Here is a 26225-nt window from a genome sequence, read left to right as displayed (position 1 = left end):
CCTCAGAAGACGACCACGTCGCGGATGTAGCTGGCGAAGCGACGCAACTGGTAGGCCTCCGGCACCGGTGCGGTCATCCGGATCACCAACTGGCGGTCGATCGCGCCGTCCTCACCGCTGCGGAAGTAGGCGACGACGACCAGGCCGTGCCGCTGCCCGCCGTCGACGTCGAGGATCTTCTCGGCGTAGCTGGCGTACTCGCCGCTGCGGATCCACTGCGCGCCCCAGGCCTCCTCGACACCACGCATGGCGGTCTGCCACTGCCCGGTGCACGGCTGCGGGCAGTCCCGCACGATCACCTCACCGCCGAGCGCCTGGGCGCCGGTCGCCGGGGTGCCGCACTGGTACTTGACGAATCCCTCGGCGCGGCCGGCGAGCGTGCACTGCCAGTTGGTGGGCACCTTCACCGGGAAGCCCAGGCCGTCGAGGTTCAACGTCCGTACCGTGTCCCGTTCCTTGAACTTCGGCCACTGGGTCGGCCACGCGCCGGGCTTCGGCGGCTCCACGCCGGGCGACTCCGGCGGCGTGGTCGGCAGCAGCGGCGGCGCGCTGGTGCTGCCGCTGGCCACCGGGTCCGGCTTCTCGTCGCCGGAGCCGGCCCAGACGGCCAGCCCGCCGGCGCCGGCGAGCACGACCAGGACGAGGGCGGCGACGCCGATCCAGAGCCCGGTCCGGCGCCGGGGCGGCGCGGAGGGGGTGATCCGGCGGGCGGGCGCGGTGAACGGCTCCTGCGGCGGCGCGCTAACCGGCAGCGGGTGCTCGGGCCGCAGCGGGGCGGGACCCTGCTGCGGCACGCCGATCGGCTGGTGCTCCGGCGCCGGCGCGGGCGACATCTGCTGCGGCGCGGGCGAGACCTGCTGCGCCTGCTGGGGCGGCGCCGCGTGCATCGCCCACGGCAGCGGCGCACCCGAGGTGGGGCTGGGCCCGCCGGAGGTCGGCACCCCGGAGACCGGCTGCGGGGGTTCGGTGACGGTGCCGCTCTCCGGGACCAGCACCTCGGTCGCGGACTCCGCCGGGAGCAACTCCATGCCGAGGGTCTGGAACAGCCGCTGCGCCCCCATCCCCTCCTCGGACGGGTACGCCACCCAGGGCTTCGGGGCGGCGAAGTCGGCGTTGACGTAGCGCTGGCCACCGCTGGTCAGCGCCATGGCGTTGGCGGCGTTGGCGAACGCCTCCCGCCACGGCTGGTCGGTCGCCGCGGCGCCTTCGAGCACCGCCACCGTCACCAGCCGGTCCTGTCCGTCGATCGCCCACCACGCGGTGCCCACCGGGCAGACGCCGAGCGCCTCGGTGAACCTGTACGGACCGACCGGCTGCATGCGACAACTCCTCTGCTCATCCGCCGTGCGGATAGTACAGAGCCGGTGCTTGCGGCAGACTTCTCCGGTCGCCGCCGCAAAACGCGCGTACCGCCCCTCGGCGGACGGGTTGCCCGATCGATCGCGGTCGGGATCGCTTTCGGCGGGCCCCCGATCGGACCGGACCCGGCCCGCGCCGGACGGAGGTTGCGCGGTGAAAGTTTTCATGCATAGAGTCGGGACATGAATGAAAGCGGTGCGGCCCCCACCGACCGCCTGCTCGACCTCTTCCACGGCGTCCGGCTCACCCCCACCCAGCGCCGGATCGCGCACTGCCTGGTCCAGCACGCCGGCGCGGCGGCGTACCTGTCGGCGGCGGAGGTCGCCGAGCTGGCCGGCGTGAGCCAGCCCTCGGTGACCCGGTTCGCGATGGCGCTGGGCCACGACGGCTACCCGGCGCTGCGCCGCCGGCTGCGTGGGCTGACCGCCGCCGACGGCGCCGCCCCGGCCGACGCCGGCAACGCGTTCCAGCGCGCGGTCCGGACCGAGATGGGCAACCTGGACCGGCTGGCCGGCGAGCTGGCCGACGCCGGCCGGATCGCCGAGGTGGGCAAGCTGCTCGCGGCCAGCCGGCCGCTGCCGGTGCTCGGTCTGCGCGCCGCCGCGCCGCTGGCCGCCTACTTCGCGTACTTCGCCGCGAAGGTGCACCCGGACGTGCGGGTGCTCGACGACGGCGGCAGTCTGCTCGCCGACCGGCTCGACCAGGCCGCCGCCGCCGGGGCCACCGCGCTGCTCGCCTTCGTGCTGCCCCGCTATCCCCGGGAGACCCTGGACGCGCTGCGCGAGGCCCGCGACGCCGGGCTGACCGTGGTGGCGATCACCGACTCCCCGGTGAGTCCCGCCACCGACCACGCCGAGCTGGTGCTCCCCGCCGCCGTCGGCACCGATCTGGTCTTCGACCTGCACACCGCTCCGATGACCCTGGCCATGGTGGTGCTGCAGGCGATCTGTGACGCCACCCCGGCCGAGACCCAGGCCCGGCTCGAGGCGTTCGAGTCGTCCGCCGCCCGCCGCCAGTTGTTCCTCGGCTGAGAGGAGTACGACATGCACCAGCCCGTCCGCGCCGCCCGCGGCACCACACGCACCGCCCAGGGGTGGCCGCAGGAGGCCGCGCTGCGGATGCTGATGAACAACCTCGACCCGGAGGTGGCCGAGCGCCCCGAGGACCTGGTGGTCTACGGCGGCACCGGGAAGGCCGCCCGGGACTGGCCGTCGTACCACGCGCTGGTGCGGACGCTGACCGGGCTGCGCGACGACGAGACCATGCTGGTGCAGTCCGGCCGCCCGGTCGGCGTCCTGCGTACCCACGAGTGGGCGCCGCGGGTGCTGCTGGCCAACTCCAACCTGGTCGGTGACTGGGCGACCTGGCCGGAGTTCCGCCGCCTGGAGCAGCTCGGCCTGACCATGTACGGGCAGATGACCGCCGGCTCGTGGATCTACATCGGCACCCAGGGCATCCTGCAGGGCACCTACGAGACGTTCGCGGCGGTGGCCGCGAAGCGCTTCGGCGGCACCCTGGCCGGGACGCTGACGCTGACCGCCGGCTGCGGCGGGATGGGCGGGGCGCAGCCTCTCGCGGTGACCATGAACGGCGGCGCCTGCCTGATCGTCGACGTGGACCGGTCCCGGCTGGCCCGCCGGCTGCACGACCGCTACCTGGACGAGATCGCCGACGACCTGGACGACGCGGTCCAGCGGGTGCTCGCCGCCAAGCGGGAGCGCCGGGCGCTGAGCGTCGGCGTGGTGGGCAACGCGGCCGTCGTCTTCCCCGAGCTGCTGGTCCAGGGCGTCGAGATCGACATCGTCACCGACCAGACCAGCGCGCACGACCCGCTGTCGTACCTGCCGGTGGGGGTGGAGCTGGCCGACGCCCGGGACTTCGCGGCGGCGAAGCCGGCCGAGTTCACCGACCGGGCCCGGGCGTCGATGGCCCGGCACGTGGCGGCGATGGTCGGCTTCCTGGACGCCGGCGCGGAGGTGTTCGACTACGGCAACTCGATCCGCGGCGAGGCGAAGCTCGGCGGGTACGAGCGGGCCTTCGACTTCCCCGGCTTCGTGCCGGCGTACATCCGGCCGCTGTTCAGCGAGGGCAAGGGCCCGTTCCGGTGGGCGGCGCTCTCCGGCGACCCGAAGGACATCGCGGCCACCGACCGGGCCATCCTCGACCTGTTCCCGGAGAACGAGTCGCTGGCCCGGTGGATCCGGCTGGCCGGCGAGCGGGTCGCCTTCCAGGGCCTGCCGGCACGGATCTGCTGGCTGGGCTACGGCGAGCGGGACAAGGCCGGAGTGCGGTTCAACGAGATGGTGGCCGCCGGCGAGCTGAGCGCCCCGGTGGTGATCGGCCGGGACCACCTGGACTGCGGCAGCGTGGCCAGCCCGTACCGGGAGACCGAGGCGATGGCCGACGGCTCGGACGCGATCGCCGACTGGCCGCTGCTCAACGCCCTGGTCAACACGGCCAGCGGGGCTTCCTGGGTGTCCATCCACCACGGTGGCGGGGTCGGCATCGGCCGGTCCATCCACGCCGGGCAGGTCTGCGTCGCCGACGGCACCGCGCTGGCCGGGCAGAAGATCGAGCGGGTGCTCACCAACGACCCGGCGATGGGCGTCATCCGGCACGTCGACGCCGGCTACGACGACGCCCGCGAGGTGGCGCGGCGGACCGGCGTCCGGGTGCCGATGGCCGAGGGCCCGGCGTGACCGCGCGACCCGGCCCCGCGGTCACCACCAGCGGGGGCACGGCGTGACCGAGCTGGCCGCGCGGTTCCGGAAGCTGTGGGACGAGATCGCGCCGGTCGGCCGGGACGCGGGCAGCGGCGGCTACCTGCGCTACGCCCTGACCGGGCCGGAGCTGGCGCTGCGCGACTGGTTCCGGCAGCAGGCCGGGCGGCGCGGCATGCCGGTGACCGCCGACGGCAACGGCAACCTCTTCGCCTGGTGGGGTGACCCGGCCGCCGGGGACGCGGTGCTCACCGGCAGCCACTTCGACTCGGTGCCGCACGGCGGGGCCTACGACGGGCCGCTCGGCATCGTCAGCGCGTTCCTCGCCGTGGACGAGCTGCGGTCCGCCGGGGTCACCCCGGTCCGGCCGGTGACGGTGGCCGCGTTCGTGGAGGAGGAGGGGGCCCGGTTCGGCGTACCGTGCCTGGGGTCGCGACTGCTCACCGGGGAGATCGCGGCCGACCGCGCGGCCGGGCTGCGCGACGCGGCCGGGGTGAGCTTCGCCGAGGCGCTGGGCGACCGGCCGGCGGGCGCCGACCCGGGCCTGCTCGGCCGCTTCGCGGCCTTCGTGGAGTTGCACGTCGAGCAGGGCCGGGCGCTGGTCGACCGGGACGCGCCGGTGGCGGTGGCGAGCGCCATCTGGCCGCACGGCCGGTGGCGGTTCGACTTCCACGGCGAGGGCAACCACGCGGGTACCACCCGGATGGCCGACCGCCGCGACCCGATGCTCACCTACGCGTTCACCGTGCTCGCGGCGAACAAGGAGGCCCGGCTGCGCGACGCGCACGCCACGGTGGGCCGGGTGGCCGTGGAGCCGAACGCCACCAACGCCATCCCGGCCCGGGTGACCGGCTGGCTGGACGCCCGGGCGGCCGAGCCGGGCACGCTGCACGGCCTGGTCGAGGCGGTCCGGGCCAAGGCCGCCGAGCGGGCGAAGCGGGACGGCACCGAGCTGACCTGCACCCAGGAGTCGGCCACCCCGCTGGTGGCCTTCGACGGCGGGCTGGCCGACCGGCTGGCCGGGCTGCTGGCCGCCCCGGTGCTGCCGACCGGCGCGGGACACGACGCCGGGGTGCTCGCGGCGCACCTGCCGACCGCCATGCTGTTCGTGCGGAACCCGACGGGGGTGTCGCACTCCCCCGCCGAGTCCGCCACCGACGCCGACTGCGCGGCCGGGGTGACCGCCCTGGCCCGCGTGCTGGAGGAGCTGGCATGCCGCTGACCCGCTGGCTGGCCGAGTACGCCTGGCTGCCCGACCGCGCCGAGCCGACCCGCGACGTGCTGATCGAGGCCGTCGACGGGCGGTTCACCGCTGTCACGCCGCTGGGCCGCGGCGGCCCGCCGACCGTCGGGGTGGAGGTGCTCGGCGACGCGGTCCGGCTGCCCGGCCTGACCCTGCCCGGCCTGGCCAACGCCCACTCGCACGCGTTCCACCGGGCGCTGCGCGGGCGCACCCACGACGGGCGCGGCGACTTCTGGTCCTGGCGCAGCCTGATGTACGCCGTCGCGACCCGGCTCGACCCGGACTCCTACCTGGCGCTGGCCCGGGCCGCGTACGCGGAGATGGCGCTGGCCGGGATCACCTGCGTGGGCGAGTTCCACTACCTGCACCACGGTCCGGGCGGCACCCCGTACGCCGACCCGAACGCCATGTCGGCCGCGCTCGTCGAGGCCGCCGCGCACGCCGGGGTCCGGCTCACGCTGCTGGACACCGCGTACCTGGCCGGGGGCGTGGACGGCACGCCGCTGGCCGGGCCGCAGCGCCGGTTCGGTGACGGCGACGCGCTGCGCTGGGCGGCGCGGGTGGACGCGTTCCGCCCCGCCGACGAGCACGTCCGGCTCGGCGCGGCCATCCACTCGGTCCGCGCGGTGCCGGCCGAGCAGCTCGCCACCGTGGCCGGCTGGGCCGACCGCAACGGGCTGCCGCTGCACGTGCACCTCTCCGAGCAGCCGGCCGAGAACGACGCCTGCCGGGCGGTGCACGGCTGCACGCCGGCCCGGCTGCTGGCCGAGCACGGCGTGCTCGGCCCGCACACCACCGCCGTGCACGCCACCCATCCGACGGGCGCCGACGTGGCGCTGCTCGGGGACAGCCGTACCCGGGTCTGCCTCTGCCCCACCACCGAGCGGGACCTGGCCGACGGGATCGGCCCGGCCCGCCGGATGGCCGACGCGGGCAGCCCGCTGAGCCTGGGCACCGACAGCCACGCCGTGGTGGACCTGTTCGAGGAGGCCCGCGCGGTCGAGCTGGACGAGCGGCTGCGCACCCGCAAGCGGGGGCACTTCCCGCCGGCCGCGCTGGTCACCGCCGCCACCGTCGGCGGGCACGCCGCGCTGGGCTGGGGCGACGCCGGCCAGCTCGCGGTGGGGCAGCGGGCCGACCTGGTCACGGTACGGCTGGACAGCGCCCGCACCGCGGGGGTTCCGCCGGTCGGCGCGTTCTTCGCGGCCACCGCCGCGGACGTCACGAGCGTGGTGGTCGACGGCCGCGCGGTGGTGGCCGACGGCCGGCACCTGACCGTGGACGTCCCCACCGAGCTGCGGGACTCGATCGCGGCGGTGACGGCGAAGGAGGACTCGTGAACGTCGACGGTTTCCCGCGCCGGCCGGCAGGCCCCGATGGCCGGTCCCCGCGCGCCTCCGGCAGCCTGCTCGTCGACGGCATCGGCGAGCTGGTCACCAACGACGGCGGGGAGGGCGACCCGCTGGGCGTCCGGCGCGACGCCGCCCTGCTGATCGAGGACGGGCAGGTGGCCTGGATCGGGTCGGCCCGGGACGCGCCGGCCGCCGACCGGCGCATCGACGCCGGCGGCGCGGCCGTGCTGCCCGGCTTCGTGGACAGCCACGCCCACCTGGTCTTCGCCGGGGACCGGGCCGCCGAGTTCGCCGCCCGGATGGCCGGCGAGCCGTACACCGGCGGCGGCATCCGGACCACCGTGGGCGCCACCCGCGCGGCCTCCGACGGCGAGCTGCGGGCCACCGTGGCCCGGCTGCGCGGCGAGGCGATGCGGCAGGGCACCACCACCATCGAGATCAAGAGCGGGTACGGGCTCACCGTCGCCGACGAGGCCCGCTCGCTGCGGATCGCCGCCGAGTTCACCGAGCACACCACGTTCCTCGGCGCGCACGTGGTCCCACCCGAGTACGCCGACCGCCCCGACGACTACGTGGGCCTGGTGTGCGGGCCGATGCTGGCCGCCGCCGCGCCGTACGCCCGGTGGATCGACGTGTTCTGCGAGCGGGGCGCGTTCGACGCCGACCACGCCCGGGCGATCCTCGCCTGCGGGCAGGCCGTCGGCCTGGGCGTCCGGGTGCACGCCAACCAGCTCGGCCCCGGCCCGGGCGTGCAGCTCGGGGTGGAGCTGGGCGCGGCCAGCGTCGACCACTGCACCCACCTGTCCGACGCCGACATCGACGTGCTGGCGTCAACCGGCACGACGTGGGTCTCCGGCTTCGAGCCGACCACCGTCGCCACCCTCCTGCCCGGGGCGGAGTTCTCCACCCGGTCGCCGTACCCGGACGCCCGCCGGCTGCTCGACGCGGGCGCGACGGTGGCGCTGGCCACCGACTGCAACCCGGGTTCGTCGTACACCTCGTCGATGCCGTTCTGCATCGCCCTCGCCGTACGCGAGATGCGGATGACCCCGGCGGAGGCGGTGTGGGCGGCGACCGCCGGCGGGGCGGCGGCGTTGCGCCGCACCGACGTGGGGCGGCTCGCGCGGGGCGCGCGGGCCGACCTGATCATCCTCGACGCCCCGTCCCACCTGCACCTGGCCTACCGGCCGGGGGTGCCGCTGATCCGCCAGGTCCTGCACAACGGAGTGCCGCAATGTCCACAGTGATCATCCAGCCCACCGGGGTCTCCCCCGCCGACGTGCTCGCCGTGGCCCGGGGCACCGCCAAGGTCGTCCTCGACCCCGCCACCGTCGAGGCAATGGCGACCAGCCGGTCCATCGTGGACGGCATCGAGGCCGCCGGCCGGCCGGTGTACGGCGTCTCCACCGGGTTCGGGGCGCTCGCCAACACCTTCGTGGCGCCGGAGCGGCGGGCCGAACTCCAGCACGCGCTGATCCGGTCGCACGCCGCCGGCGTCGGCGCGCCGATGCCCCGCGAGGTGGTCCGGGCGATGATGCTGCTGCGGGTCCGCTCGCTGGCCCTCGGCCGCTCCGGGGTCCGGCCGCTGGTCGCCGAGGCCCTGGTGGACCTGCTCAACCACGAGGTCACCCCGTGGGTGCCGGAGCACGGCTCGCTGGGCGCCTCCGGTGACCTGGCCCCGCTGGCGCACTGCGCGCTGGTGCTGCTCGGCGAGGGCTGGGTGCTCGGCCCGGCCGGCGACCGGATCCCGGCCGGCGACGCGCTGAGCCGGGTCGGGCTGGCGCCGATCGAGCTGGCCGCCAAGGAGGGGCTGGCGCTGATCAACGGCACCGACGGCATGCTCGGCATGCTGCTGCTGGCCGTCCACGACGCCCGGCACCTGTTCGCCATGGCCGACGTGACCGCCGCGCTGGCCATCGAGGCGATGCTCGGTTCGGAGCGGCCGTTCCTGCCCGAACTGCACGCCATCCGGCCGCACCCCGGCCAGGCGGCGTCGGCCGCCAACATCCACCGGCTGCTGCAGAACTCGGCCGTGATGGACTCGCACCGCGACGACCTGGCCCACGCCGTGCAGGACGCGTACTCGATGCGCTGCGCGCCGCAGGTGGCCGGGGCGGCCCGGGACACCCTCGACTTCGTCGAGGTGGTCGCCGGCCGGGAACTGCTGTCCGTGGTGGACAACCCGGTGGTGCTGCCGGACGGGCGGGTCGAGTCGACCGGCAACTTCCACGGCGCGCCGCTCGGCTTCGCCGCCGACTACCTGGCCATCGCCGCCGCCGAGGTGGGCGCCATCGCCGAGCGGCGGGTGGACCGGCTGCTCGACGTCACCCGTTCCCGCGAGCTGCCGGCGTTCCTCTCCCCCGACGCCGGGGTCAACTCCGGGCTGATGATCGCCCAGTACACGGCGGCGGGCATCGTCGCGGAGAACCGGCGGCTGGCCGCCCCCGCCTCGATCGACTCGCTGCCCACCAGCGGCATGCAGGAGGACCACGTCTCGATGGGCTGGGCGGCGGCCAAGAAGCTGCGCACGGTGCTGGACAACCTGACCAGCCTGCTCGCCGTGGAGCTGCTGGCCGCCGTACGCGGGCTGCAGTTGCGGGCCCCGCTCACGCCGTCGCCGGCCGGCCGGGCCGCCGTCGCGGCGCTCGGCGACACCATCGGCGAGCCCGGGCCGGACGTGTTCCTCGCGCCACTCATGGAGGCGGCCCGCGACGTGGTACGCGGCCCGGAGCTGCGGGCCGCGATCGAACAGGAGGTCGGAGCGCTGGCCTGAGCGGCGGCGCTGTCGGCCGGGGCTGCTAGCGTTCGCCGCCGTGACCGATGACGACGCCGTGACCGCGCCGGACGGGGACGACCTGCCCGACCAGATTCGGACCTTCGTCCGCCGGCAGGTGGCGCTGGCCGAGCTGCCCGCGGCCGCCATCGTCGCCGAGACGGTGGAGTACCTCGACGGCGAGGCCGAGGAGGAGCGGGTCGCGGCGCTGGCCTGGGCGGGGGTGGCCGAGGAACTGACCGCGCACCTGGCCGATCAGGAAAACTGGCCGGAGGTGACCGACAGCGACCGGCTCACCGCCGCGTTCCGGGCGCTCACCGCGGCCGGCGTGATGGCCCGGGAGAACTTCACCTGCTGCCAGAACTGCGGCGTCAGTGAGATCGGCGCCGAGGCGCCCCGGAGCGTGCAGCCGCGCGGGTACGCCTTCTACCACCGGCAGGACGCCGAACGCGGCACCGAGGGCTCCGGAGTGTGGATCGCGTACGGGGTGTTCGAGGGCACGTCGGCGGCGGAGATCGGGGCGGAGGTCACGGCGGCACTGCGGGCCGAAGGGCTGACCGTCAACTGGGACGGCGAGGCCGGCCGGCGGATCCACGTACCGCTGGACTGGCGGCGTCGTCGAACGGGTCGCCTCGCCGCCGTACCGGTCGCAGTGGACGACGACGTCGAGGTCGACGTGGAGCTGCTCGGCGAGTGGACCGGCGTGCACGCCCCGGCCGAAGGGCTCACCCTCGCCGGCCGGTTCACCACGCTGCACCTGCCGTGGCTGCCGGCCGCCGTCGGAGTCCGCCTCGAATGGGAGGGCCGGTCGGTGCAGGTCCGGCGCGCCGGTGACCGCCTCATCGGGACGTACGCCGACCCCGGCGTGGCGGCGCTGACCGTGGGCCGGCATGACGGCCTGGCGCTGATCCGGCGGTTGCGCGGCCTGCCCCCGGCCGGCACGCCGGTCCCCGACCCGACCGGCTTCGTCGAGGTGACCGGCGACCAGGCCGGCTGGTCGGATCGGGCGGTGCCGCTGGACCTCCCGGAGGTGCTCGCCCTGGTCCGGACCATGCGCCCGCTCAGTTACGACTTCCTCACCTGTGTCGGCCGCTCCGGCGGCTGCGTGCAGACGACCTGGCAGCCCGCCGGGCTCTGGGTGGAGGAGCTGGACACCGAGGCCGGCGTCGTGGTCGGGCGCTACGCCACCCTGGCCGAGGTGGAAGCCGTGCTCAGCGCGCTCGCCGTGGCGGACCGGGTGGTCGTGCGGGAGCTGGGCGACCTGACCACACTGCATCTCTGACAGGCGTCTCGCGCCGCTTCCACGCCCGGAGGCCCGGCTCAGCGATAGGCGGGAGCATGGCTCAGCAACGCGACAGCGTCCGCGTCCGGGGTGCCGGGGTCAGCCTGGAAGGCGACGAACCGCTGCCCGTCGGGGGCGGTGAGGATCTCGGAGGTCAGGTCCAGCCGCCCCACCCCGGGGTGCTGGAAGGTGCGGCGCGAACCGCTCTTCACCCGTACGTCGTAGTGCCGCCAGAGCGCCGCGAACTCCTCGGCGGCCCCGGACAGCTCGGCGACCAGTCGGGCCAGCTCGGGTGAGTCGGGGTCGACGGCGGCGACGGTACGCAGATGCGCCACGCAGTCCTCGGCCATCCGCCGCCACGGGGTGAAGAGCGTGCGGGCGGCGGGATGGCCGAAGACGTACCGGACGAGGTTGCGCCGCTCCCCCGGCCACTGCTCGATCCCGGCCAGCAGCCGGTAGCCCTCCGGATTTGCGGCGAGGACGTCGCTGGTGGGGCTCAGCACGTACGCCGGGGTGGGTCGGACGCTCGCCAGCAGCAGCCGCAGTCCCGGCCGTACGCCGGTGGCCGGGCGGGGCCGGCGCGCCGGCCGACCGGCCGCGTTGCCGGCCAGCGCGTGCAGGTGGGCGCGCTCGTCGTCGGTGAGGCGTAGCGCCGAGGCGAGCGCGTCGAGGACCGCGGGTCCCGGGTTGGTGTCCCGGCCGCGTTCCAGCCGGATGTAGTAGTCGACGCTCACCCCGGCCAGGGTCGCCAACTCCTCCCGGCGCAGGCCCGGCGTCTGCCGACGCCCGGTGCCCGGCGGCAGCCCCACGTCGGCCGGGGCGATCCGGCCCCGCCGGTTGCGCAGGAACTCGCCCAGGGCGCCACGGTCGACCATCCGCCAAGTCTCGCAGCCCCGTACCGGGGCCGGGATGGCCCTGTCAGGGCCTGTCCCAGCGCGGTCTCCCGCCCGGGCCGACCGGCCGGCAACCTGGGCGGCATGACACGATCTCGGATCCTCATCGTCGGCGGCGGCTCGGGCATGGGGCTGGCGCTGGCGGAACTGCTGCTGCGAGGCGACGCGGAGGTGACCATCGCCGGCCGCTCCGCCGACCGGCTGGCCGCCGCGGCCCGGCACCTGGACGCCCCGGACCGGCTGCGCACCCACCCGGTCGACGTCGCCGACGAGGAGCAGGTACGACGGCTGGCCGGCGAGTGTGGACAACTCGACCACGTGGTGGTCACCGCCGCCGACGCGGCCGGAGCGTACGCGCCGCTGGCGGAGTTCGACCTCGACGCGGCGCGATCGGTCCTGGGCACCAAGGTGCTCGGCCCGTGGCTGGTCGCCAAGCACATCAGGGTGGCCGCGACCGGCTCGCTCACCTTCACCTCGGGGATCGCCGCCTACCGGCCCGCCCCGGGCGGCTCGATGATGGCGACGGCGAACGGGGCGCTGGAGTCACTGGTGCGGGCATTGGCGCTGGAACTCGCCCCGGTCCGGGTCAACGCGGTCTCACCGGGCTGGGTGGACACCCCGATCTGGGAGACCCTCGCCGGCGACGCCAGGCAGGCGCGGTTGGCGGCCATGGCGCAGCGGCTGCCGGGCGGCCGGGTGGGTGATCCGGCCGACATCGCCCGAGCCTTCGTGGCGGTGCTGGAGAACAGCTTCATCACGGGAACGGTGCTGCACGTCGACGGGGGGCACCGGCTGGTCTGACGGGCGGTCTCCTCGCCGTCCGCGTCGAGCGGACGGCGAGGACGGCCCGGTCAGGCGGCCGGCGGGAGCACCTTGGCGACCAGCTTGGCCAGCTCGCGCAGCGCCTTGCCGCGGTGGCTGATCGCGTCCTTCTCCGCGGGCGTCAGCTCGGCGTTGGTCCGCTCCTGCCCGTCGCCCAGGAAGATCGGGTCGTAGCCGAAGCCGCCGTCGCCGCGCGGGGCGCGCAGCAGCCGGCCGGGCTGGCGGCCGTCGACCAGGTGCTCCTTGCCGCCGGGCAGCACCAGCGCGACGGTGCAGACGAACGCGGCGCCCCGGTGCTCGTCCGGCACGTCGGCGACCTGGTCCAGCACCAGCTGGAGGTTGGCCCGGTCGTCGCCGTGCCGGCCGGACCAGCGGGCGCTGAACACGCCGGGCATGCCGTTGAGCGCGTCCACCGACAACCCCGAGTCGTCGGCGATGGTGGGCAGGCCGGTACGCCGGCAGCCCTCCCGCGCCTTGATCAGCGCGTTCTCGCCGAACGTCAGCCCGGTCTCCGGCAGCTCCGGGTACTCCTCGACGTCGTCGAGGCCGACCAGGGCGATCCGGTGCGCGCCGAGCGCGCCGTCGAGGATCCGCTGCAACTCGACGAGCTTCTTGCGGTTCCGGGTGGCGAGCAGGACCTTGTTCATCAGGTGAGCGCCTTCCGCTGCGCGTCGGCCAGTTCCAGGCAGCCCGCCACGCCCAGGTCGAGCAGGGCGTCGAGCTGGTCGCGGGCGAAGATCCCGGCCTCGCCGGTCCCCTGCACCTCGACGAAGTCGCCGGTGCCGGTGCAGACCACGTTCATGTCGACCTCGGCCGCCACGTCCTCCTCGTAGCAGAGGTCCAGCCGTGGCTCACCGGCAATGATGCCGACGCTCACCGCGGCCACCGAGCGGTGCATCACCTTCTCCACCTTGCCGGCCAGCGATTTCCGCTCGGCCAGCCAGGTCACCGCGTCGTGCAGCGCCACGTACGCGCCGGTGATCGCGGCGGTCCGGGTGCCGCCGTCGGCCTGGAGCACGTCGCAGTCGAGCACCACCGAGTTCTCGCCGAGCGCCTTCAGGTCGACGCAGGCCCGCAGGCTGCGGCCGATCAGCCGGGAGATCTCGTGGGTCCGCCCGCCGACCCGGCCCTTGACGCTCTCCCGGTCCGAGCGGGTGTTGGTGGCCCGGGGCAGCATCGCGTACTCGGCGGTCACCCAGCCGAGGCCGGAGCCCTTGCGCCAGCGGGGCACCCCTTCGGTGACGCTCGCCGTGCAGAGCACCCGGGTCGCACCGAACTCGACGAGGACCGAGCCCTCCGGGTGGGTGCTCCAGCCCCGGGTCAGCGTCACCGGTCGGAGTTGGTCGGGCCGCCGCCCGTCAGGTCGCACCATGCCTGCACCCTATGTGGTGCCCGGAGCGAACCGCCCCCGGGTGCCCACCCGGTTCAGTCGTGCCAGCCGACGCTCAGCGTCACGGTGACCGAACCGTCGACGCTGCTCCTCCCGCCGCGCGGCAGGGCGCCGACCACGGTCGCGGTGATCGAGAAACCGTCCCGCTTCCAGCTGAAGACCTGGCAGGTCGGGAGGTCGGGGTCGGCCAGGCAGGTGCGCATCCGGTCCACGGTGATCGGCAGGCCGGCGTTGACCAGCCACGCCTGGAGGCTCTGCGCCACGTCGACCGGGCAGGTGCCCCGCGGGCAGTCGAGCTGGTAGCTGGCGCCGGCCCGGTTGTCGTCCGCCGAGACGCCGGCGGACGTGAAGCCGGCCGGTACGCCGGCGTCCTCGACCATCTCCTTGCGCTGTTCCTGTAGCTGGCGGGGCTGGTACCAGCCGTTGTAGGTGAACGCGCCGCAGCAGCAGAGCCCGAGCAGCACGCCGACGGCGAGCAGGACCGCCACCACCCGGCCGGCGCCGGAGCGCTTGCGCGGCGCCGGGGGCGGGCCGGCCGGGAAGGGCCCCGGATACGGCGGGTGCGCCGGACCGCCGCCCGGCCCCGGATACGACGGCTGTGGCGGGCCGCCGACCGATCCCGGATACGACGGCTGTGGCGGGCCGCCGACCGATCCCGGATACGACGGCTGTGGCGGGCCGCCGACCGGCCCCGGGTACGGCGCGCCGGCCGGCGACGGCCAGCCCGGCGCGGGCGGCTGCGGGGCGGGCGGCCAGCCGGACGGCGGGTTCGGGCCGGGTGGGCCGGAGGAGGGGTCGGTCACCCGCGTGATCTTAGGGCGGGTGGCGTGGTGGCGGCTGCCCCGCCGGACGGCCGGGGCACCGCCCCGGCGCGCCGGTCAGACGTCGTAGCAGGCGCCCGGGCGGACCACGTCCAGCGGGCCGGCGTACGCCCCGGCCGCCGCCTCCACCGTGTGCGACTCACTGCCCCAGGCCGGCACCAGGTGGGTGAGCAGCAGCCGGCCCACCCCCGCCTTGGTGGCGTACTCGCCCGCCTCCCGGCCGGTGAGGTGCAGGTCCGGCGGGTTCTCCACCCCGTCGAGGTAGCTGGCCTCGCAGAGGAACAGGTCGGCGCCCTGGGCCAGGCGCAGCAGCGCGTCGCTGGGCGCGGTGTCCGACGAGTAGCAGAGCACCTTGCCGCCGTGCTCCAGCCGCACGCCGTACGTCTCCACCGGATGGTTCATCCGGTCGACCGTGACGCTGAACGGGCCGATCGGGAAGGTGCCCGGTTCGAGGGCGTAGAACTGGTAGACGTCCTCGAGGGTGCCGTCCGGCTGGCCGTAGGCGGCGTTGATCCGGTCGGGGGCGCCGGCCGGGGCGTACACCGGCATGGGCGGGTACGGGCCGTCCGGGCCGTACCGGCGGACCACCACGTAGGTCACCGCGTCGAGCATGTGGTCGCAGTGCAGGTGGGTGAGGAGGATCGCGTCGGGCGCGTGCAGGCCGGCGTAGCGCTGGAGGGTGGAGAGCGCCCCGGAGCCGAAGTCGACCAGGAGCTTGAAGCCCTCGGCCTCGACCAGGTAGGCGGAGCAGGGTGACTCAGGGCCGGGGAAGCTGCCCGCGCAGCCCAGGACGGTCAGTCGCATCGGGTTGCCCCGATGTCACGCTTGGTAGTCGACACGCCGGCAATGACTCCGCCGATGATCTCTACCGACGCGTTCGTCACGCTGCGCAGCCTACGCGTCGGCCCGGTCGGGCAAGAATCATCTACCGGAAGTTGTCATCAACGTGACACCCACACACGTCCGGTCCCGAAGCCGGCGGACGGGCCGGTCGGCGGGTACCGCCGACCGGCCCGTCGACCGGGCCGGTCAGGCCCAGAGCTGGCCCTCCAGGGCATCCTCGGCATCGGCGAGGGTGCCGCCGTACGCCCCGGTGGAGAGGTATTTCCAGCCGCCGTCGGCGATCACGAACGCGACGTCGGCGCGGCGGCCGTCCCGGATCGCCTCGTGCGCCACCGCCAGGGCGGCGTGCAGGATCGCGCCCGTGGAGAAGCCGGCGAAGATCCCCTCCACCTCGACGAGCTGCCGGGTGCGCAGCACCGCGTCCCGGGTGCCCACCGAGAAGCGTCGGGAGAGCACCCCGGCGTCGTAGAGCTCGGGGACGTACCCCTCGTCGATGTTGCGCAGGCCGTAGACCAGCTCGCCGTAGCGCGGCTCGGCCGCGACGATCTGGATGTCCTCGACCTTCTCCCGCAGGTAGCGCCCGGTGCCCATGAGCGTGCCGGTGGTGCCCAGCCCGGCCACGAAGTGGGTGATCGTGGGCAGGTCGTGCAGCAGCTCCGGCCCGGTGGTCTCGTAGTGGGCGCGGGCGTTCGCCTCGTTGCCGTACTGGTAGAGCATCACCCAGTCCGGGTGCTCGGCGGCGATCTGCTTCGCGGTGGCGACGGCCTGGTTCGAGCCGCCGGCGGCCGGCGAGAAGATGATCTCCGCGCCGTACATCCGGAGCAGCTGGACCCGCTCGGTCGAGACGTTCTCCGGCATCACGCAGACCAGCCGGTAGCCGCGCAGCTTGGCCACCATGGCCAGCGAGATGCCGGTGTTGCCGCTGGTCGGCTCCAGGATGGTGGCACCGGGGCGGAGCCGGCCGGCCTCCTCGGCCGCGCGGACCATGAACAGCGCCGCCCGGTCCTTGATGCTGCCGGTCGGGTTCCGGTCCTCCAGCTTCGCCCAGAGCCGCACCGGCGGCGCCCCCTCGGGCACCGCCGGCGACAGCCGCGGCAGCCCCACCAGGGGCGTGCCGCCGCACGCGTCGAGCAGGCTGTCGTACCGCGTCATGACGCCGCCCTCAGCGGGCGACGGGCACGCGGTGCCCGGCGAGGGCGGCGGCCGCCGCGAAGCCGAAGGCGCCGCCGGCCACGGCCGGCAGGATGGTCACGCTGTCGCCGTCGTTGAGCTTGGCGTCGAGCGCGCCGAGGAAACGGACGTCCTCGTCGTTGACGTAGACGTTGACGAACCGGTGCAGCACGCCGGCGTCGGTGACCAGCCGGGCCTTGAGGCCGCCGTGCCGGGAGTCCAGATCGGTGAGCAGGTCGTTCAGCGTGTCACCGCTGCCCTCGACGACCTTCGCGCCGCCGGTGTAGCTGCGCAGGATGGTGGGGATGCGAACCTCGATGGCCATGATGTCTCGTGCTCCTTGTCCGGGTGTGCCAGGTGACGGGTGAGAGTGCGGTGCCGGGCGCTGAGAAGATCAGCGGCCGGAACACTCGTAGTCGACCGTCGCCGGGCTCTGCCCGAACATGTAGGACTGGACGGCGTGCGGGTCCACGGCGGCAGCCACGATCCGGACCGGCTCCTCGGTGACCACACCGTCGACGATCCGGAAGGAGCGGATCTCCTCGGTGTCGGACTCGCGGGTCGAGACGAGCAGGTAGTGGGCCCCCGGCTCACCGGCGAAGGAGATGTCCGTGCGGGACGGGTACGCCTCCGTGGCGGTGTGGGAGTGGTAGATGACGACCGGTTCCTCGTCGCGGTCGTCCATCTCCCGCCACACCCGCAGCTGCTCCATCGAGTCGAACTCGTAGAAGGTCATCGAGCGGGCGGCGTTCTCCATCGGGATGTGCCGGGTCGGGGTGTCGCTGCCGGCGGGACCGGCGACCACGCCGCACGCCTCGTCCGGGTGGTCCCGACGCGCGTGGGCCACGATCGCGTCGATGATCGACCGGTCGATGCTCAGCACGCCGCCCAGCCTAGCGCCTGGCCCTCCCGGGCGGCGAGGGTGGCAACCGTCACCACTCAGTCGATCAGGGCGTTGAGCAGGGATTCCTGCAGATAGCCGAGATACGCGTAGACCGACAGTTGGAACACCCGCGACGAGCTGGGGTCCTCGGCGACCGCGTCGTCGAGCTCCTCACCCAGGTCGGTGCCGTCCTTGATCTCCAGGCGTACGCCCATCGCCAGCCGGGCGTCGTTGAGCGCGCGCAGCCACGCCTCGGCCGCCTCCGCGTCGAGGCGTACCTCGCCGCCGGCCTCCCCGTCGGGCAGCGCGGCGAGGATCGCGCCGGCCTGGTCGATCTTCGCGGTCTTCAGGTCGCCCTCGGTGTACCGGCGGAACTCCGCGGTGCTCGCCGCGTCGTCCGGGTAGACCTCGGGGAAGAGCCGGCCGACCACCGGGTCGGTGTGGTCGAAGCCGTCGGTCAGCAGGCCGACCACCTCGGAGGCCACCTTGCGCAGCACCCGCACCTCGTCGACCGCGAAGGTGGCGACGTAACGGTCGCCGTAGCGACGGAACATGCTCACAGCGCCGTCCTTGTCCGCACCCGCGGGGCTCCTGACACCGGCCCCCTCCTCGCCCTCACGACCGCTCCACGGTCGCCCAGAGCCCGTACGCGTGCAGCTGCGAGGCGTCGTGCTCCATCCGCTCGCGGGCCCCGCTGGAGACCACCGCCTTGCCCTTGTGGTGCACGTCCAGCATGAGCTGCTCGGCCTTCTCCCGGCTGTATCCGAAGAGTTTCTGGAACACCCAGGTCACGTACGTCATGAGGTTGACCGGATCGTCCCAGACGATGGTCACCCACGGCCGGTCGGAAGCCGGCACCTGGTCGGTGTCCGGCGTCTCGACCGGTGCAACCTGTGGAGCCGCCATGCCCCCCATCGTGCCACCGGATCCCGGGAACCGAGGAACCGGAACGCCGCGCCCGCCGGGATCACCCTCCCGGGCCGCGCACCGCGACCCGGCCGGCCGGGCGGCGGCCGCCCGGTCAGGCGAGCAGGATGCCGTGGTCGACAGCATCGGCGAGCACCGCGCCCAGCGACAGACGGATCACCTCGAAGCGGCGGGACACCTCGCGGGACAGTTCCAGCTCCACCTCGCGCAGGGCCCGCTGCGCCCAGGACCGCGCGCCGTTCGGATCGTCGTTGCCGGGCAGCCGCCAGTGCTGCCAGCAGCCACCGGAGAGGGCCACCCCGACCGGGGGCAGCACCTCGTCGCGGTCCGCGCCGGGGAAGCCGGCGAGCGCCTCGAACGCGCCGCCACCGGCCAGCCCGGCCACCCCGGCCGTGCTGGTGACCAGGAGCACCTTGTCCAACTCCCGGCCGGCCGGGTAGTCGGCGAGGCCCCACCGCACGGCGTGGGTGATCCGCCGGCGTACCCCCTCGGCCAGCGGCGCCCCGAAGGCCCGGGCGGCCGTCTCGTCGACGACGCTCCGGGCCGCCTCGTCACACTGGGCGGTGGCCAGCAGCGACAACGCCTCCATCTCCCGGTCGAGCAGCTGCGGCAGGCCGGCGCAGCCGACCCCGAACACGATCTCCTGCACCACCCGCAGGTGGATGTTGGCCAGCTCCAGCGCGAGGTGCTGGCGGATCCGCTGGGCGCAGGCCCGGGTCCGCCGGTCCAGCCGTTCCACGAGGTCACCGGCGTCCAGGCCGGGCACGACCGGCACCTTGCCGTGCGCGCCGGGCGGTTCCGGCGGGCGGACGCTGGCCCGCCGCAGACCCTCGTCCGCGGCCCAGCCGACCAGCGCCCGACGCAGCGGCGCGTGGTCGGTCGGACGCACGGCGTGCCAGCGGGCGGTGGCCAGGTCGGGCACCGCGGAGAGCAGGGCGGCCCGGTGCGCGGCGAGGCAGACCTCCGCCGGGTCGACCGGCCGCCCGGCGGGACGGGGAGCGGTGCCGCCCCGGCGGACGGCCGACGACTCGGACGCCCCCGAGTCGTCCGTCACCGCCGGGCCGTCCGCCGGGGCCGTCCAGCCGGCCGCGCCGGGGGTGACCGTGAAGTGCACCTCCACCCGGGCCCGGGCGACCTCGCTGAGCAGGTTCAGCTCGGCGGCCGTGAACGCCTGGTCGGCGGAGATGACGAAGAGCAGCGCGCCGGCCCGGCCCACCGTCTCCAGCAGCACCCGACCGCCGGCGACGCCGAGCGCGCCGGTGTCCGGCGTGTCGAGCACCGAGAAGTGGCGCAGCAGCGGGTTGGGCAGGCTCAGCTCCACCCGGCGGGGCGGCCGGGCCAGCGCCGGCCCGGCCCCGAGCGGGTCGACACCGTACGAGTGGGGTTGCCGGTAGCCGGGCACGTAAGCGGCCCGGGTCGCCGCCCGCGCGTGGTTGACCAGCAGGTAGCTGCCCGCGGGCGCGACCAGCATGCCCGGGTCCACGGCGAGCAGGCCGGCGAGCAGTTCGCGCCGCCCGGCGCCGGCCGGTCCCGCGACGACGACCGCGAGCGGCTCCTCGGGGCTGGGCTCGCCGGCGCCGAGCCGGGTGGGCAGCGGCACGCAGCGCGGCGACTCGCCGGCCCGGCCCGGGTCGGGCACGTCGACCGGCGACAGAGGACCCGGCTTCATCAGGTGGCCTCCCGGTCCGGCGACCGGGTGTGGACCGGCCGCATGGGGGGATCCGGTGGTGACACACCGGATGTCGGAAGAGTACGGCTGTCGGGTGTCCGACACGGAACAGGCACAATACTCACCGGTAATCGAGCGATTACTCAACTTCGGTGCGTGACGATGCAACCGCGTACGGAACAGCGTCGATATGCTGCAGCGATGAGTCGCTGGGACTTCGTCGGCCGCACGGATGAACTGCACCGCCTGCTGTCGGCGATCGGCGGCCCGGACGGGCGCGGCCTGCTCTTCAGCGGCAGCGCCGGGGTCGGCAAGAGCCGGCTGCTCCGGGAGGGGGTGGCCGCGCTCTCCCCCGACCGGTACGCCATCTGGTCGGTCTCGGCCAGCGCCACCACGGCGGCGCTGCCCTTCGGCGGCCTCGTCCAGGTCCTCCCCGCCGAGCAGCCGCAGGGGCTCTCCCCCGCCGGCATCCTGCGCTGGGCGGTGGACCTGCTCCAGGAACAGGCCGCCGGCCGGCCGATCGTGCTCGCCATCGACGACGCCCACCTGCTCGACCCGCCCTCGGCGGCGCTGGTCCACCTCATCGCCCGCGCCGAGAACACCACCGTCATCGGCACCCTGCGCAACGGCGAGCAGATCCCGCTGCCGATCCGGGCCCTGTGGACCGACGACCTGGTCGACCTGGTCGAGTTGGGCCCGCTCGGCCCGACCGAGACGACCGGGCTGCTCGCCGCCATCCTCGACGGGCCGGTCGACGCGGGCACCGCCGACCGGCTCTTCCGGCTCTCCGCCGGCAACGCGCTGCTGCTGCGCGAGCTAGTGCTGGCGGTCTCGAGCAGCGGCGAGCTGAGCCGCACGTACGGGATCTGGAAGTGGACCGGCCGGCTGGAGCTGGCGCCCAGCCTGACCGACCTGATCGACACCCGGATCGGCCAGCTCACCCCGGGCGTGCGGTCGGTGGTCGAGCTGGTCGCCTTCGGCGAGCCGCTCGGCCTGCAACTGCTGCAGCGGGCCGCCGAACCGGACGACGTGGAGACGGCCGAGGAGCGCGGCCTGATCAGCATGGTCCACGACGACCGGCGGCTGGACGTACGGCTCGCCCACCCGCTCTACGGCGAGGTGATCCGGCGGCACTGCCCGGTCAGCCGGACCCGCCGGCTCCAGGCGACCCTGGCCGACCTGCTCGAGCAGGTGGGCAAGCGCCGCCGGGACGACCTGCTGCGGGTCGCCGTGTGGCGGCTCGACTCCGGTACGGCGCAGGACCCGGCGCTGCTGCTCGACGCCGGCGCCCAGGCCTTCGGCCGGTACGACGTGCCGCTGGCGACCCGGCTGGCCCGGGCCGCGCTGGAGGCCGACGGCGGCTTCTACGCCGCCGAACTGCTCGCCACCATCCTCATGTTCGCCGACCGGCCGAGCGAGGCGATCGAGGTACTCGACTCGGTCGCCGGGGAGATCCACGACGACCGGCGGCGGGGCCGCTGGCTGACCGTGCGGGGCATGGTGAGCTACTGGGGGCTGAGCCGCGAGTCCACGGTGGAGGAGATCGCCGTCGAGGGCGCCGCGCTGGCCGACCCCGCCGATCAGGCCCGGGTCCGCGCCTTCGAGGCGATCATGCGGCTGCACCGGCTGGACACCGGCGCCGCGCTGCGGCTGGCCCAGGCCGTGCTGGACCGGCCGGCCGCGCCGGTGGCCGCGCGGGAGCTGGCCCGCTGCACCATCGCGCACCTGCAGGCCGCCCAGGGGCAGTACCGGCGCAGCGCCACCGCCATCGCCCGGGTGCAGGCCGAGGCGGCCCGCTGGCGGAACGACATGCCCTATCTCCAGCTCGCCATGGAGCTGGCCCGGGGCACCCGGCTGGCGCTCTCCGGCGACCTGACCGGCATCGACGCGATCGTCGCCGACGAGTTCGCCGACCTGGCCGGCGCCGGCGACTTCCGGCTCGGCACCGGCTACCTGGCGATCCTCCAGGCGTACGTGGCCCGGCTGCGGGGGCGCAGCGACGAGGCGCTCAAGACCAGCCTCGGCGCCTGCGCGGTGCTGGCCACCAGCCAGGTGTACGCCGGCCTGGCGCACGCCGAGCGGGCCCAGGCCGCCGCGCTGCGCGGCGACGCCGCGCACGCCGCCGAGGCGATGGCGGAGGCGGACCGCACCCACGCGCCCGGCATGGCGGTGCTCTACCCCTGGCTGGAGCAGGCCCGGGGCGCGGTGTACGCGGCCGCCGACGACCTGCCCGCCGCCGTCAAGCACCTCTGCGCGCTGGCCGACCGGCTCCGCGCGGACGGCTTCGCCGGCCACGAGCTGCTGGTCCTGCTCGACCTGGTCCGCCTTGACCAGGCCGCCGCGCCGGTCGGGCCGACCTGCACCGACGGCGGCCGGCGTACCGTGGCGCAGCGGCTGACGGAACTCTCCGAGCGGGTCGACGGGATGCTGCCGCCGCTGATCGCCCGCTACGCCCGCGCGGCCGCCGACGCCAGCCCCACCGACCTGCTCGCCGTCGCCGACGATTTCGCCGCCCGGGACCTGGTGGTGTACGCCGCCGAGGCCACCGCGCTGGCCGTGCAGCGCGCCGGGCGCGACGGCACCGGCCCGGCCCGGGAACGCCTCGCCGCCCTGCTGCGCCGCGGCGACCGGCTCGCCACCCCGGCGCTGCGCCAGCTCCGCCCGACGCTCAGCGACCGGGAGTGGGAGATCGCCCGGCTCGCCGCCGAGGGCGTCACCAGCCGGCTCATCGCCGAGCAGCTCTACCTGTCCAGCCGCACCGTGGAGAACCACCTCCAGCGGGTCTACAGCAAGCTCGGCGTGGCCGGCCGGGCCGAACTGCGGGCCGCGTTGCGGTCGATGCCGGGGCACGACGGCACGGATCCGGCCTGAACTCTAGGCTGGAGGCCGTGAGCACCCTTCGCCCCGCGCTGCTGACCGACCACTACGAGCTGACCATGGTCAGCGCCGCCCTGCGCGACGGCACGGCCGACCGCCGTTGCGTCTTCGAGGTGTTCAGCCGGCGACTGCCCGCCGGCCGCCGCTACGGCGTGGTGGCCGGCACCGGCCGGCTGATCGAGCTCATCCGCGACTTCCGGTTCCAGCCCGAGGAGATCGACTTCCTGCGCCGTACCGGCGTGGTGGACGACCGGGCCGCCGAGTGGCTGGCCGGCTACCGCTTCACCGGCGACATCGACGGGTACGCCGAGGGCGAGCTCTTCTTCCCCGGTTCGCCGATCCTCACCGTCTCCGGCGGCTTCGCCGAGTGCGTGGTGCTGGAGACGCTGGCGCTGTCGGTGCTCAACCACGACTGCGCGGTCGCCGCGGCGGCGGCCCGGATGGTGACCGCGGCCCGGGGGCGGGCGCTGATCGAGATGGGCTCCCGCCGGGCGCACGAGGAGTCGGCGGTGGCCGCGGCGCGGGCGGCGTACCTGGCCGGCTTCCGGTTCACCTCCAACCTCGCCGCCGGCCTGCGGTACGGCATCCCCACCGCGGGCACCGCGGCGCACGCGTTCACCCTGCTGCACGACGACGAGCAGGCCGCCTTCGCCTCGCAGGTCGCCACCCTGGGCAAGGACACCACCCTGCTGGTCGACACGTACGACATCAGCCAGGGCATCCGGAACGCGATCGCGGTCGCCGGGCCGGAGCTGCGGGCCGTCCGGATCGACTCCGGCGACCTCGCGGTGATCGCCCAGCAGTCCCGGGAGCTGCTCGACTCGCTCGGCGCCACCGAGACGAAGATCATCGTCTCGGGTGACCTCGACGAGTACGCCATCGCCTCGCTGGCCGCCGAGCCGGTCGACATGTACGGCGCCGGGACCGCCGTGGTGACCGGCTCCGGCGCGCCCACCGCCGGCCTGGTCTACAAGCTCGTCGAGGTGGACGGCCGGCCGGTGGTCAAGCGCTCCGAGCACAAGGCGACCATCGGCGGCCGCAAGGTGGCCGTGCGCCGGCACAAGCCGACCGGCACCGCCACCGAGGAGATCATCGTGCCCCAGGGCGTGCCGGACCGGCAGCCGAACGACCGGCTGCTCCAGCGCTCCTTCGTGGCGGACGGCGAGCCGGTGCCGCTGCCCACCCTCGACGAGTCGCGGGAACACCTGCGGCAGTGCCTGATCTCCATCCCCTGGGAGGGGTTGAAGCTCTCCGGCGGCGACCCCGCCGTCCCGGTGACCGTGGTACCCGCGAGCTGAGGAGGGACCGTTCCATGGGCAAGGCCCTGATCATCGTGGACGTGCAGAACGACTTCTGCGAGGGCGGCTCGCTCGCCGTGGCCGGCGGGGCCGGCGTGGCGGCCGGCATCTCCCGGCTGCTGGCCGACGAGCCGGGCCGGTGGGAGCACGTGGTGGCGACGAAGGACTACCACATCGACCCGGGCGCGCACTTCGGCGATCCGCCGGACTACGTCCAGTCCTGGCCGCGGCACTGCGTGGTGGGCACCGCCGGGTCCGAGTTCCACCCCGACCTGGTGACCGACCGGGTCGAGGCGATCTTCCACAAGGGCGAGCACGCGGCCGCGTACTCCGGTTTCGAGGGGCACGCCTCCGACGGCGAGTGCCTGGCCGACTGGCTACGCCGGCACGACGTCGACCGGGTCGACGTGGTGGGCATCGCCACCGACCACTGCGTGCGGGCCACCGCGCTGGACGCCGCCCGGGAGGGGTTCGACACCACGGTCCTGCTGGACCTGACCGCCGCCGTGGCCCCGCAGACGCTGGACGTGGCGCTGCGGGCGCTGGACGGCGCCGGGGTCACCATGGTCGGCGAGCCTGTGATCAGGACCCCTTGACCGGCTAATCGGTTGCCGCTGTCGTACCTCCCGTCGAGGATGTCGCGGGAGGTACGGACCGTCGTGAACCTGAAGCCTTACCGGGAGGCACTCGCCCTGCCCGGTCTCCGCTCGCTGCTGCTGATCTCGGTGCTGGCGCGCATCCCGCTCACCGCGACCGGGGTGACGCTCACCTTCCACGTCCTGCTCGACCTCGGCCGCGGCTACGGCGCGGCCGGCCTGGTCGGCGCGGCGTCCACGGTCGGCAACGCGATCGGGGCCCCGCTGCTCGGGCGGCTGGTCGACCGGCGCGGGTTGCGCCCGGTGCTGGTGCTGACCACCGTCGCCGAGGGCGTCTTCTGGACGTCCGCGCCGACGTTGCCGTACCCGGTGCTGCTGCCGGCCGCGTTCGTGGCCGGGCTGGTCGCGCTGCCGGTCTTCTCGGTGGTCCGCCAGTCGGTCGCCGCGCTGGTGCCGGCCGAGCGGCGCCGCCCCGCGTACGCGCTGGACTCGATGTCGGTCGAGCTGTCGTTCATGGTCGGCCCGGCGCTGGCGGTGGCCCTCGCGGCGGCCGTGTCGCCGCGCGTCACCATGTGGGCGGTGGGCGCCGGGATCGTCGCCTCGGGGATCGGCTTCTGGCTGCTCGACCCGCCCACCCGCAGCGCCGACGAGCCGGCCGGCCCGCACCGCCGGGTGCCCCGCCGGGAGTGGGTCACCCCCCGGCTGCTCGCCGTGCTCGCGGTCAGCCTGGCCACCACGCTGGTGCTCGGCGGCACGGACGTGGCCGTGGTGGCGGTGCTGCGGGCCGGCGGCGAGGTGAGCTGGACCGGCGTGGTGCTGGCCGGCTGGGCGGTGGCCTCGCTGGTGGGCGGCTTCGCGTACGGAGCACTCACCCGCTCCCCGTCCCCGCTGGTCCTGATGGCGGCGCTCAGCCTCGCCACCATCCCGGTCGGGCTGGGCGGGGCGCACTGGTGGCTGCTCTGCCTCGCGCTGGTGCCGGCCGGCGCGCTCTGCGCGCCCACCATCGCCTCGACCGCCGACGCGGTGAGCCGGCTCGCCCCCGCCGCCGTACGCGGTGAGGCGATGGGCCTGCACGGCTCGGCCGTCACCGTCGGCATCGCCCTGGGCGCGCCGCTGGCCGGCGCGGTGATCGACGCATCGGCGCCGATGTGGGGCTTCGTGGTCACCGGCGCGATCGGCCTGCTGGTCGCGCTCGTGGTGCTGCCGGTCGCGCTGGGCCACCGCCGCGAGCCGGCCGCCCCGCCCGCCGCGGAGCCGGTGCGGGTCGGGGTCTGACCGCTCGCCAGCCGGTGCGGGCCGGCGTCTGA

The 26225-nt window shown here is 75.0% G+C and carries 24 protein-coding genes; 12 read left to right on the top strand and 12 right to left on the bottom strand.

Annotated elements, in window-relative coordinates:
* Positions 1-2: 2 nt before the first annotated feature.
* A complete protein-coding gene (locus ACIBPB_RS25805; protein WP_396842040.1) occupies positions 3-1319 on the bottom strand; it encodes a hypothetical protein in 1317 nt (438 codons plus the stop codon).
* Positions 1320-1541: 222 nt separating this feature from the next.
* Between ACIBPB_RS25805 and ACIBPB_RS25800 the strand changes: the two genes are divergently transcribed.
* From ACIBPB_RS25800 to ACIBPB_RS25770, 7 genes are all read left to right on the top strand, one after another.
* A complete protein-coding gene (locus ACIBPB_RS25800; RefSeq protein WP_396842039.1) occupies positions 1542-2390 on the top strand; it encodes a MurR/RpiR family transcriptional regulator in 849 nt (282 codons plus the stop codon).
* A 12-nt stretch (positions 2391-2402) separates the two neighbouring features.
* Complete coding sequence (hutU, locus tag ACIBPB_RS25795) at positions 2403-4058, top strand: urocanate hydratase (protein WP_396842038.1); 1656 nt, start codon at positions 2403-2405, stop codon at positions 4056-4058.
* Positions 4059-4101: 43 nt separating this feature from the next.
* Positions 4102-5301, top strand: a complete 1200-nt coding sequence (locus tag ACIBPB_RS25790) for an allantoate amidohydrolase (protein ID WP_396842037.1) — start codon at positions 4102-4104, stop codon at positions 5299-5301.
* A complete protein-coding gene (locus tag ACIBPB_RS25785; RefSeq protein WP_396842171.1) occupies positions 5298-6662 on the top strand; it encodes a formimidoylglutamate deiminase in 1365 nt (454 codons plus the stop codon). Before ACIBPB_RS25790 ends, ACIBPB_RS25785 begins: the two co-directional genes overlap by 4 nt.
* Positions 6663-6727: 65 nt before the next feature.
* Complete coding sequence (gene hutI, locus ACIBPB_RS25780; RefSeq protein ID WP_396842170.1) at positions 6728-7921, top strand: imidazolonepropionase; 1194 nt, start codon at positions 6728-6730, stop codon at positions 7919-7921.
* Positions 7909-9447 (top strand): histidine ammonia-lyase, encoded by a 1539-nt coding sequence (gene hutH, locus ACIBPB_RS25775; RefSeq protein ID WP_396842036.1) that lies wholly within the window; start codon positions 7909-7911, stop codon positions 9445-9447. The genes hutI and hutH overlap by 13 nt, the downstream gene beginning before the upstream one ends.
* Positions 9448-9487: 40 nt before the next feature.
* Positions 9488-10729 carry a DUF6891 domain-containing protein gene (locus tag ACIBPB_RS25770; RefSeq protein ID WP_396842035.1) on the top strand — a complete coding sequence of 414 codons (1242 nt, stop codon included), beginning with the start codon at positions 9488-9490 and terminating at the stop codon, positions 10727-10729.
* 38 nt (positions 10730-10767) lie between these two features.
* Here ACIBPB_RS25770 and ACIBPB_RS25765 read toward each other — a convergent pair whose 3' ends face one another.
* Complete coding sequence (locus ACIBPB_RS25765; protein WP_396842034.1) at positions 10768-11604, bottom strand: helix-turn-helix domain-containing protein; 837 nt, start codon at positions 11602-11604, stop codon at positions 10768-10770.
* 102 nt (positions 11605-11706) lie between these two features.
* On the opposite strand from ACIBPB_RS25765, the gene ACIBPB_RS25760 reads away from it, so the two are divergent.
* On the top strand, positions 11707-12423 hold the full coding sequence (locus tag ACIBPB_RS25760) for an SDR family oxidoreductase (RefSeq protein ID WP_396842033.1): 717 nt from the start codon (positions 11707-11709) through the stop codon (positions 12421-12423).
* A 50-nt stretch (positions 12424-12473) separates the two neighbouring features.
* On the opposite strand, the gene rdgB is transcribed toward ACIBPB_RS25760, so the two are convergent.
* From rdgB to ACIBPB_RS25710, 10 genes are all read right to left on the bottom strand, one after another.
* Positions 12474-13091: an RdgB/HAM1 family non-canonical purine NTP pyrophosphatase gene (rdgB, locus tag ACIBPB_RS25755; protein ID WP_357317233.1), complete on the bottom strand. Its 618-nt coding sequence runs from the start codon at positions 13089-13091 to the stop codon at positions 12474-12476.
* Positions 13091-13816 carry a ribonuclease PH gene (rph, locus tag ACIBPB_RS25750; protein ID WP_357317230.1) on the bottom strand — a complete coding sequence of 242 codons (726 nt, stop codon included), beginning with the start codon at positions 13814-13816 and terminating at the stop codon, positions 13091-13093. The genes rdgB and rph overlap by 1 nt, the downstream gene beginning before the upstream one ends.
* Before the next feature lie 53 nt (positions 13817-13869).
* The gene (locus ACIBPB_RS25745; protein ID WP_396842032.1) at positions 13870-14637 is read right to left on the bottom strand and encodes a hypothetical protein; all 768 of its coding nucleotides are present in this window, start codon (positions 14635-14637) and stop codon (positions 13870-13872) included.
* 75 nt (positions 14638-14712) lie between these two features.
* Complete coding sequence (locus ACIBPB_RS25740) at positions 14713-15459, bottom strand: MBL fold metallo-hydrolase (protein WP_396842031.1); 747 nt, start codon at positions 15457-15459, stop codon at positions 14713-14715.
* Between the two features lie 225 nt (positions 15460-15684).
* Positions 15685-16650 (bottom strand): PLP-dependent cysteine synthase family protein, encoded by a 966-nt coding sequence (locus ACIBPB_RS25735; protein ID WP_046569874.1) that lies wholly within the window; start codon positions 16648-16650, stop codon positions 15685-15687.
* A gap of 10 nt (positions 16651-16660) precedes the next feature.
* On the bottom strand, positions 16661-16993 hold the full coding sequence (locus ACIBPB_RS25730; protein WP_396842030.1) for a MoaD family protein: 333 nt from the start codon (positions 16991-16993) through the stop codon (positions 16661-16663).
* A gap of 69 nt (positions 16994-17062) precedes the next feature.
* Positions 17063-17551: a Mov34/MPN/PAD-1 family protein gene (locus tag ACIBPB_RS25725; protein ID WP_396842029.1), complete on the bottom strand. Its 489-nt coding sequence runs from the start codon at positions 17549-17551 to the stop codon at positions 17063-17065.
* 56 nt (positions 17552-17607) lie between these two features.
* Positions 17608-18105: a DUF2017 domain-containing protein gene (locus tag ACIBPB_RS25720; protein WP_396842169.1), complete on the bottom strand. Its 498-nt coding sequence runs from the start codon at positions 18103-18105 to the stop codon at positions 17608-17610.
* 61 nt (positions 18106-18166) lie between these two features.
* Positions 18167-18457, bottom strand: a complete 291-nt coding sequence (gene clpS / locus ACIBPB_RS25715) for an ATP-dependent Clp protease adapter ClpS (protein ID WP_046569865.1) — start codon at positions 18455-18457, stop codon at positions 18167-18169.
* Positions 18458-18572: 115 nt separating this feature from the next.
* Complete coding sequence (locus tag ACIBPB_RS25710) at positions 18573-20147, bottom strand: hypothetical protein (RefSeq protein WP_396842028.1); 1575 nt, start codon at positions 20145-20147, stop codon at positions 18573-18575.
* A gap of 201 nt (positions 20148-20348) precedes the next feature.
* Between ACIBPB_RS25710 and ACIBPB_RS25705 the strand changes: the two genes are divergently transcribed.
* From ACIBPB_RS25705 to ACIBPB_RS25690, 4 genes are read left to right on the top strand one after another with little or no spacing between them, the layout of a single operon-like run.
* Complete coding sequence (locus ACIBPB_RS25705) at positions 20349-23018, top strand: LuxR C-terminal-related transcriptional regulator (RefSeq protein WP_396842027.1); 2670 nt, start codon at positions 20349-20351, stop codon at positions 23016-23018.
* Positions 23019-23035: 17 nt separating this feature from the next.
* The gene (locus ACIBPB_RS25700) at positions 23036-24322 is read left to right on the top strand and encodes a nicotinate phosphoribosyltransferase (RefSeq protein ID WP_396842026.1); all 1287 of its coding nucleotides are present in this window, start codon (positions 23036-23038) and stop codon (positions 24320-24322) included.
* A 14-nt stretch (positions 24323-24336) separates the two neighbouring features.
* Complete coding sequence (locus tag ACIBPB_RS25695; RefSeq protein WP_396842025.1) at positions 24337-24918, top strand: isochorismatase family protein; 582 nt, start codon at positions 24337-24339, stop codon at positions 24916-24918.
* Between the two features lie 39 nt (positions 24919-24957).
* A complete protein-coding gene (locus ACIBPB_RS25690; protein WP_396842024.1) occupies positions 24958-26193 on the top strand; it encodes an MFS transporter in 1236 nt (411 codons plus the stop codon).
* Positions 26194-26225 lie beyond the last annotated feature (32 nt).

This window comes from Micromonospora sp. NPDC049836 (genome assembly GCF_044465125.1).
Taxonomy (GTDB): Bacteria; Actinomycetota; Actinomycetes; order Mycobacteriales; family Micromonosporaceae; genus Micromonospora.
Note: the sequence above shows the minus strand (reverse complement) of the source record. Positions and strands in the feature narration are given on the sequence as shown.

Coding starts and splice junctions, on each gene's coding strand:
- ACIBPB_RS25805 (WP_396842040.1), bottom strand. CDS start 1,319: ATGCAGCCGGTCGGTCCGTACAGGTTCACCGAGGCGCTCGGCGTCTGC.
- ACIBPB_RS25800 (WP_396842039.1), top strand. CDS start 1,542: ATGAATGAAAGCGGTGCGGCCCCCACCGACCGCCTGCTCGACCTCTTC.
- hutU (WP_396842038.1), top strand. CDS start 2,403: ATGCACCAGCCCGTCCGCGCCGCCCGCGGCACCACACGCACCGCCCAG.
- hutH (WP_396842036.1), top strand. CDS start 7,909: ATGTCCACAGTGATCATCCAGCCCACCGGGGTCTCCCCCGCCGACGTG.
- ACIBPB_RS25765 (WP_396842034.1), bottom strand. CDS start 11,604: ATGGTCGACCGTGGCGCCCTGGGCGAGTTCCTGCGCAACCGGCGGGGC.
- ACIBPB_RS25760 (WP_396842033.1), top strand. CDS start 11,707: ATGACACGATCTCGGATCCTCATCGTCGGCGGCGGCTCGGGCATGGGG.
- rdgB (WP_357317233.1), bottom strand. CDS start 13,091: ATGAACAAGGTCCTGCTCGCCACCCGGAACCGCAAGAAGCTCGTCGAG.
- rph (WP_357317230.1), bottom strand. CDS start 13,816: ATGGTGCGACCTGACGGGCGGCGGCCCGACCAACTCCGACCGGTGACG.
- ACIBPB_RS25740 (WP_396842031.1), bottom strand. CDS start 15,459: ATGCGACTGACCGTCCTGGGCTGCGCGGGCAGCTTCCCCGGCCCTGAG.
- ACIBPB_RS25735 (WP_046569874.1), bottom strand. CDS start 16,650: ATGACGCGGTACGACAGCCTGCTCGACGCGTGCGGCGGCACGCCCCTG.
- ACIBPB_RS25730 (WP_396842030.1), bottom strand. CDS start 16,993: ATGGCCATCGAGGTTCGCATCCCCACCATCCTGCGCAGCTACACCGGC.
- ACIBPB_RS25720 (WP_396842169.1), bottom strand. CDS start 18,105: ATGTTCCGTCGCTACGGCGACCGTTACGTCGCCACCTTCGCGGTCGAC.
- clpS (WP_046569865.1), bottom strand. CDS start 18,457: ATGGCGGCTCCACAGGTTGCACCGGTCGAGACGCCGGACACCGACCAG.
- ACIBPB_RS25710 (WP_396842028.1), bottom strand. CDS start 20,147: ATGAAGCCGGGTCCTCTGTCGCCGGTCGACGTGCCCGACCCGGGCCGG.
- ACIBPB_RS25705 (WP_396842027.1), top strand. CDS start 20,349: ATGAGTCGCTGGGACTTCGTCGGCCGCACGGATGAACTGCACCGCCTG.
- ACIBPB_RS25695 (WP_396842025.1), top strand. CDS start 24,337: ATGGGCAAGGCCCTGATCATCGTGGACGTGCAGAACGACTTCTGCGAG.
- ACIBPB_RS25690 (WP_396842024.1), top strand. CDS start 24,958: ATGTCGCGGGAGGTACGGACCGTCGTGAACCTGAAGCCTTACCGGGAG.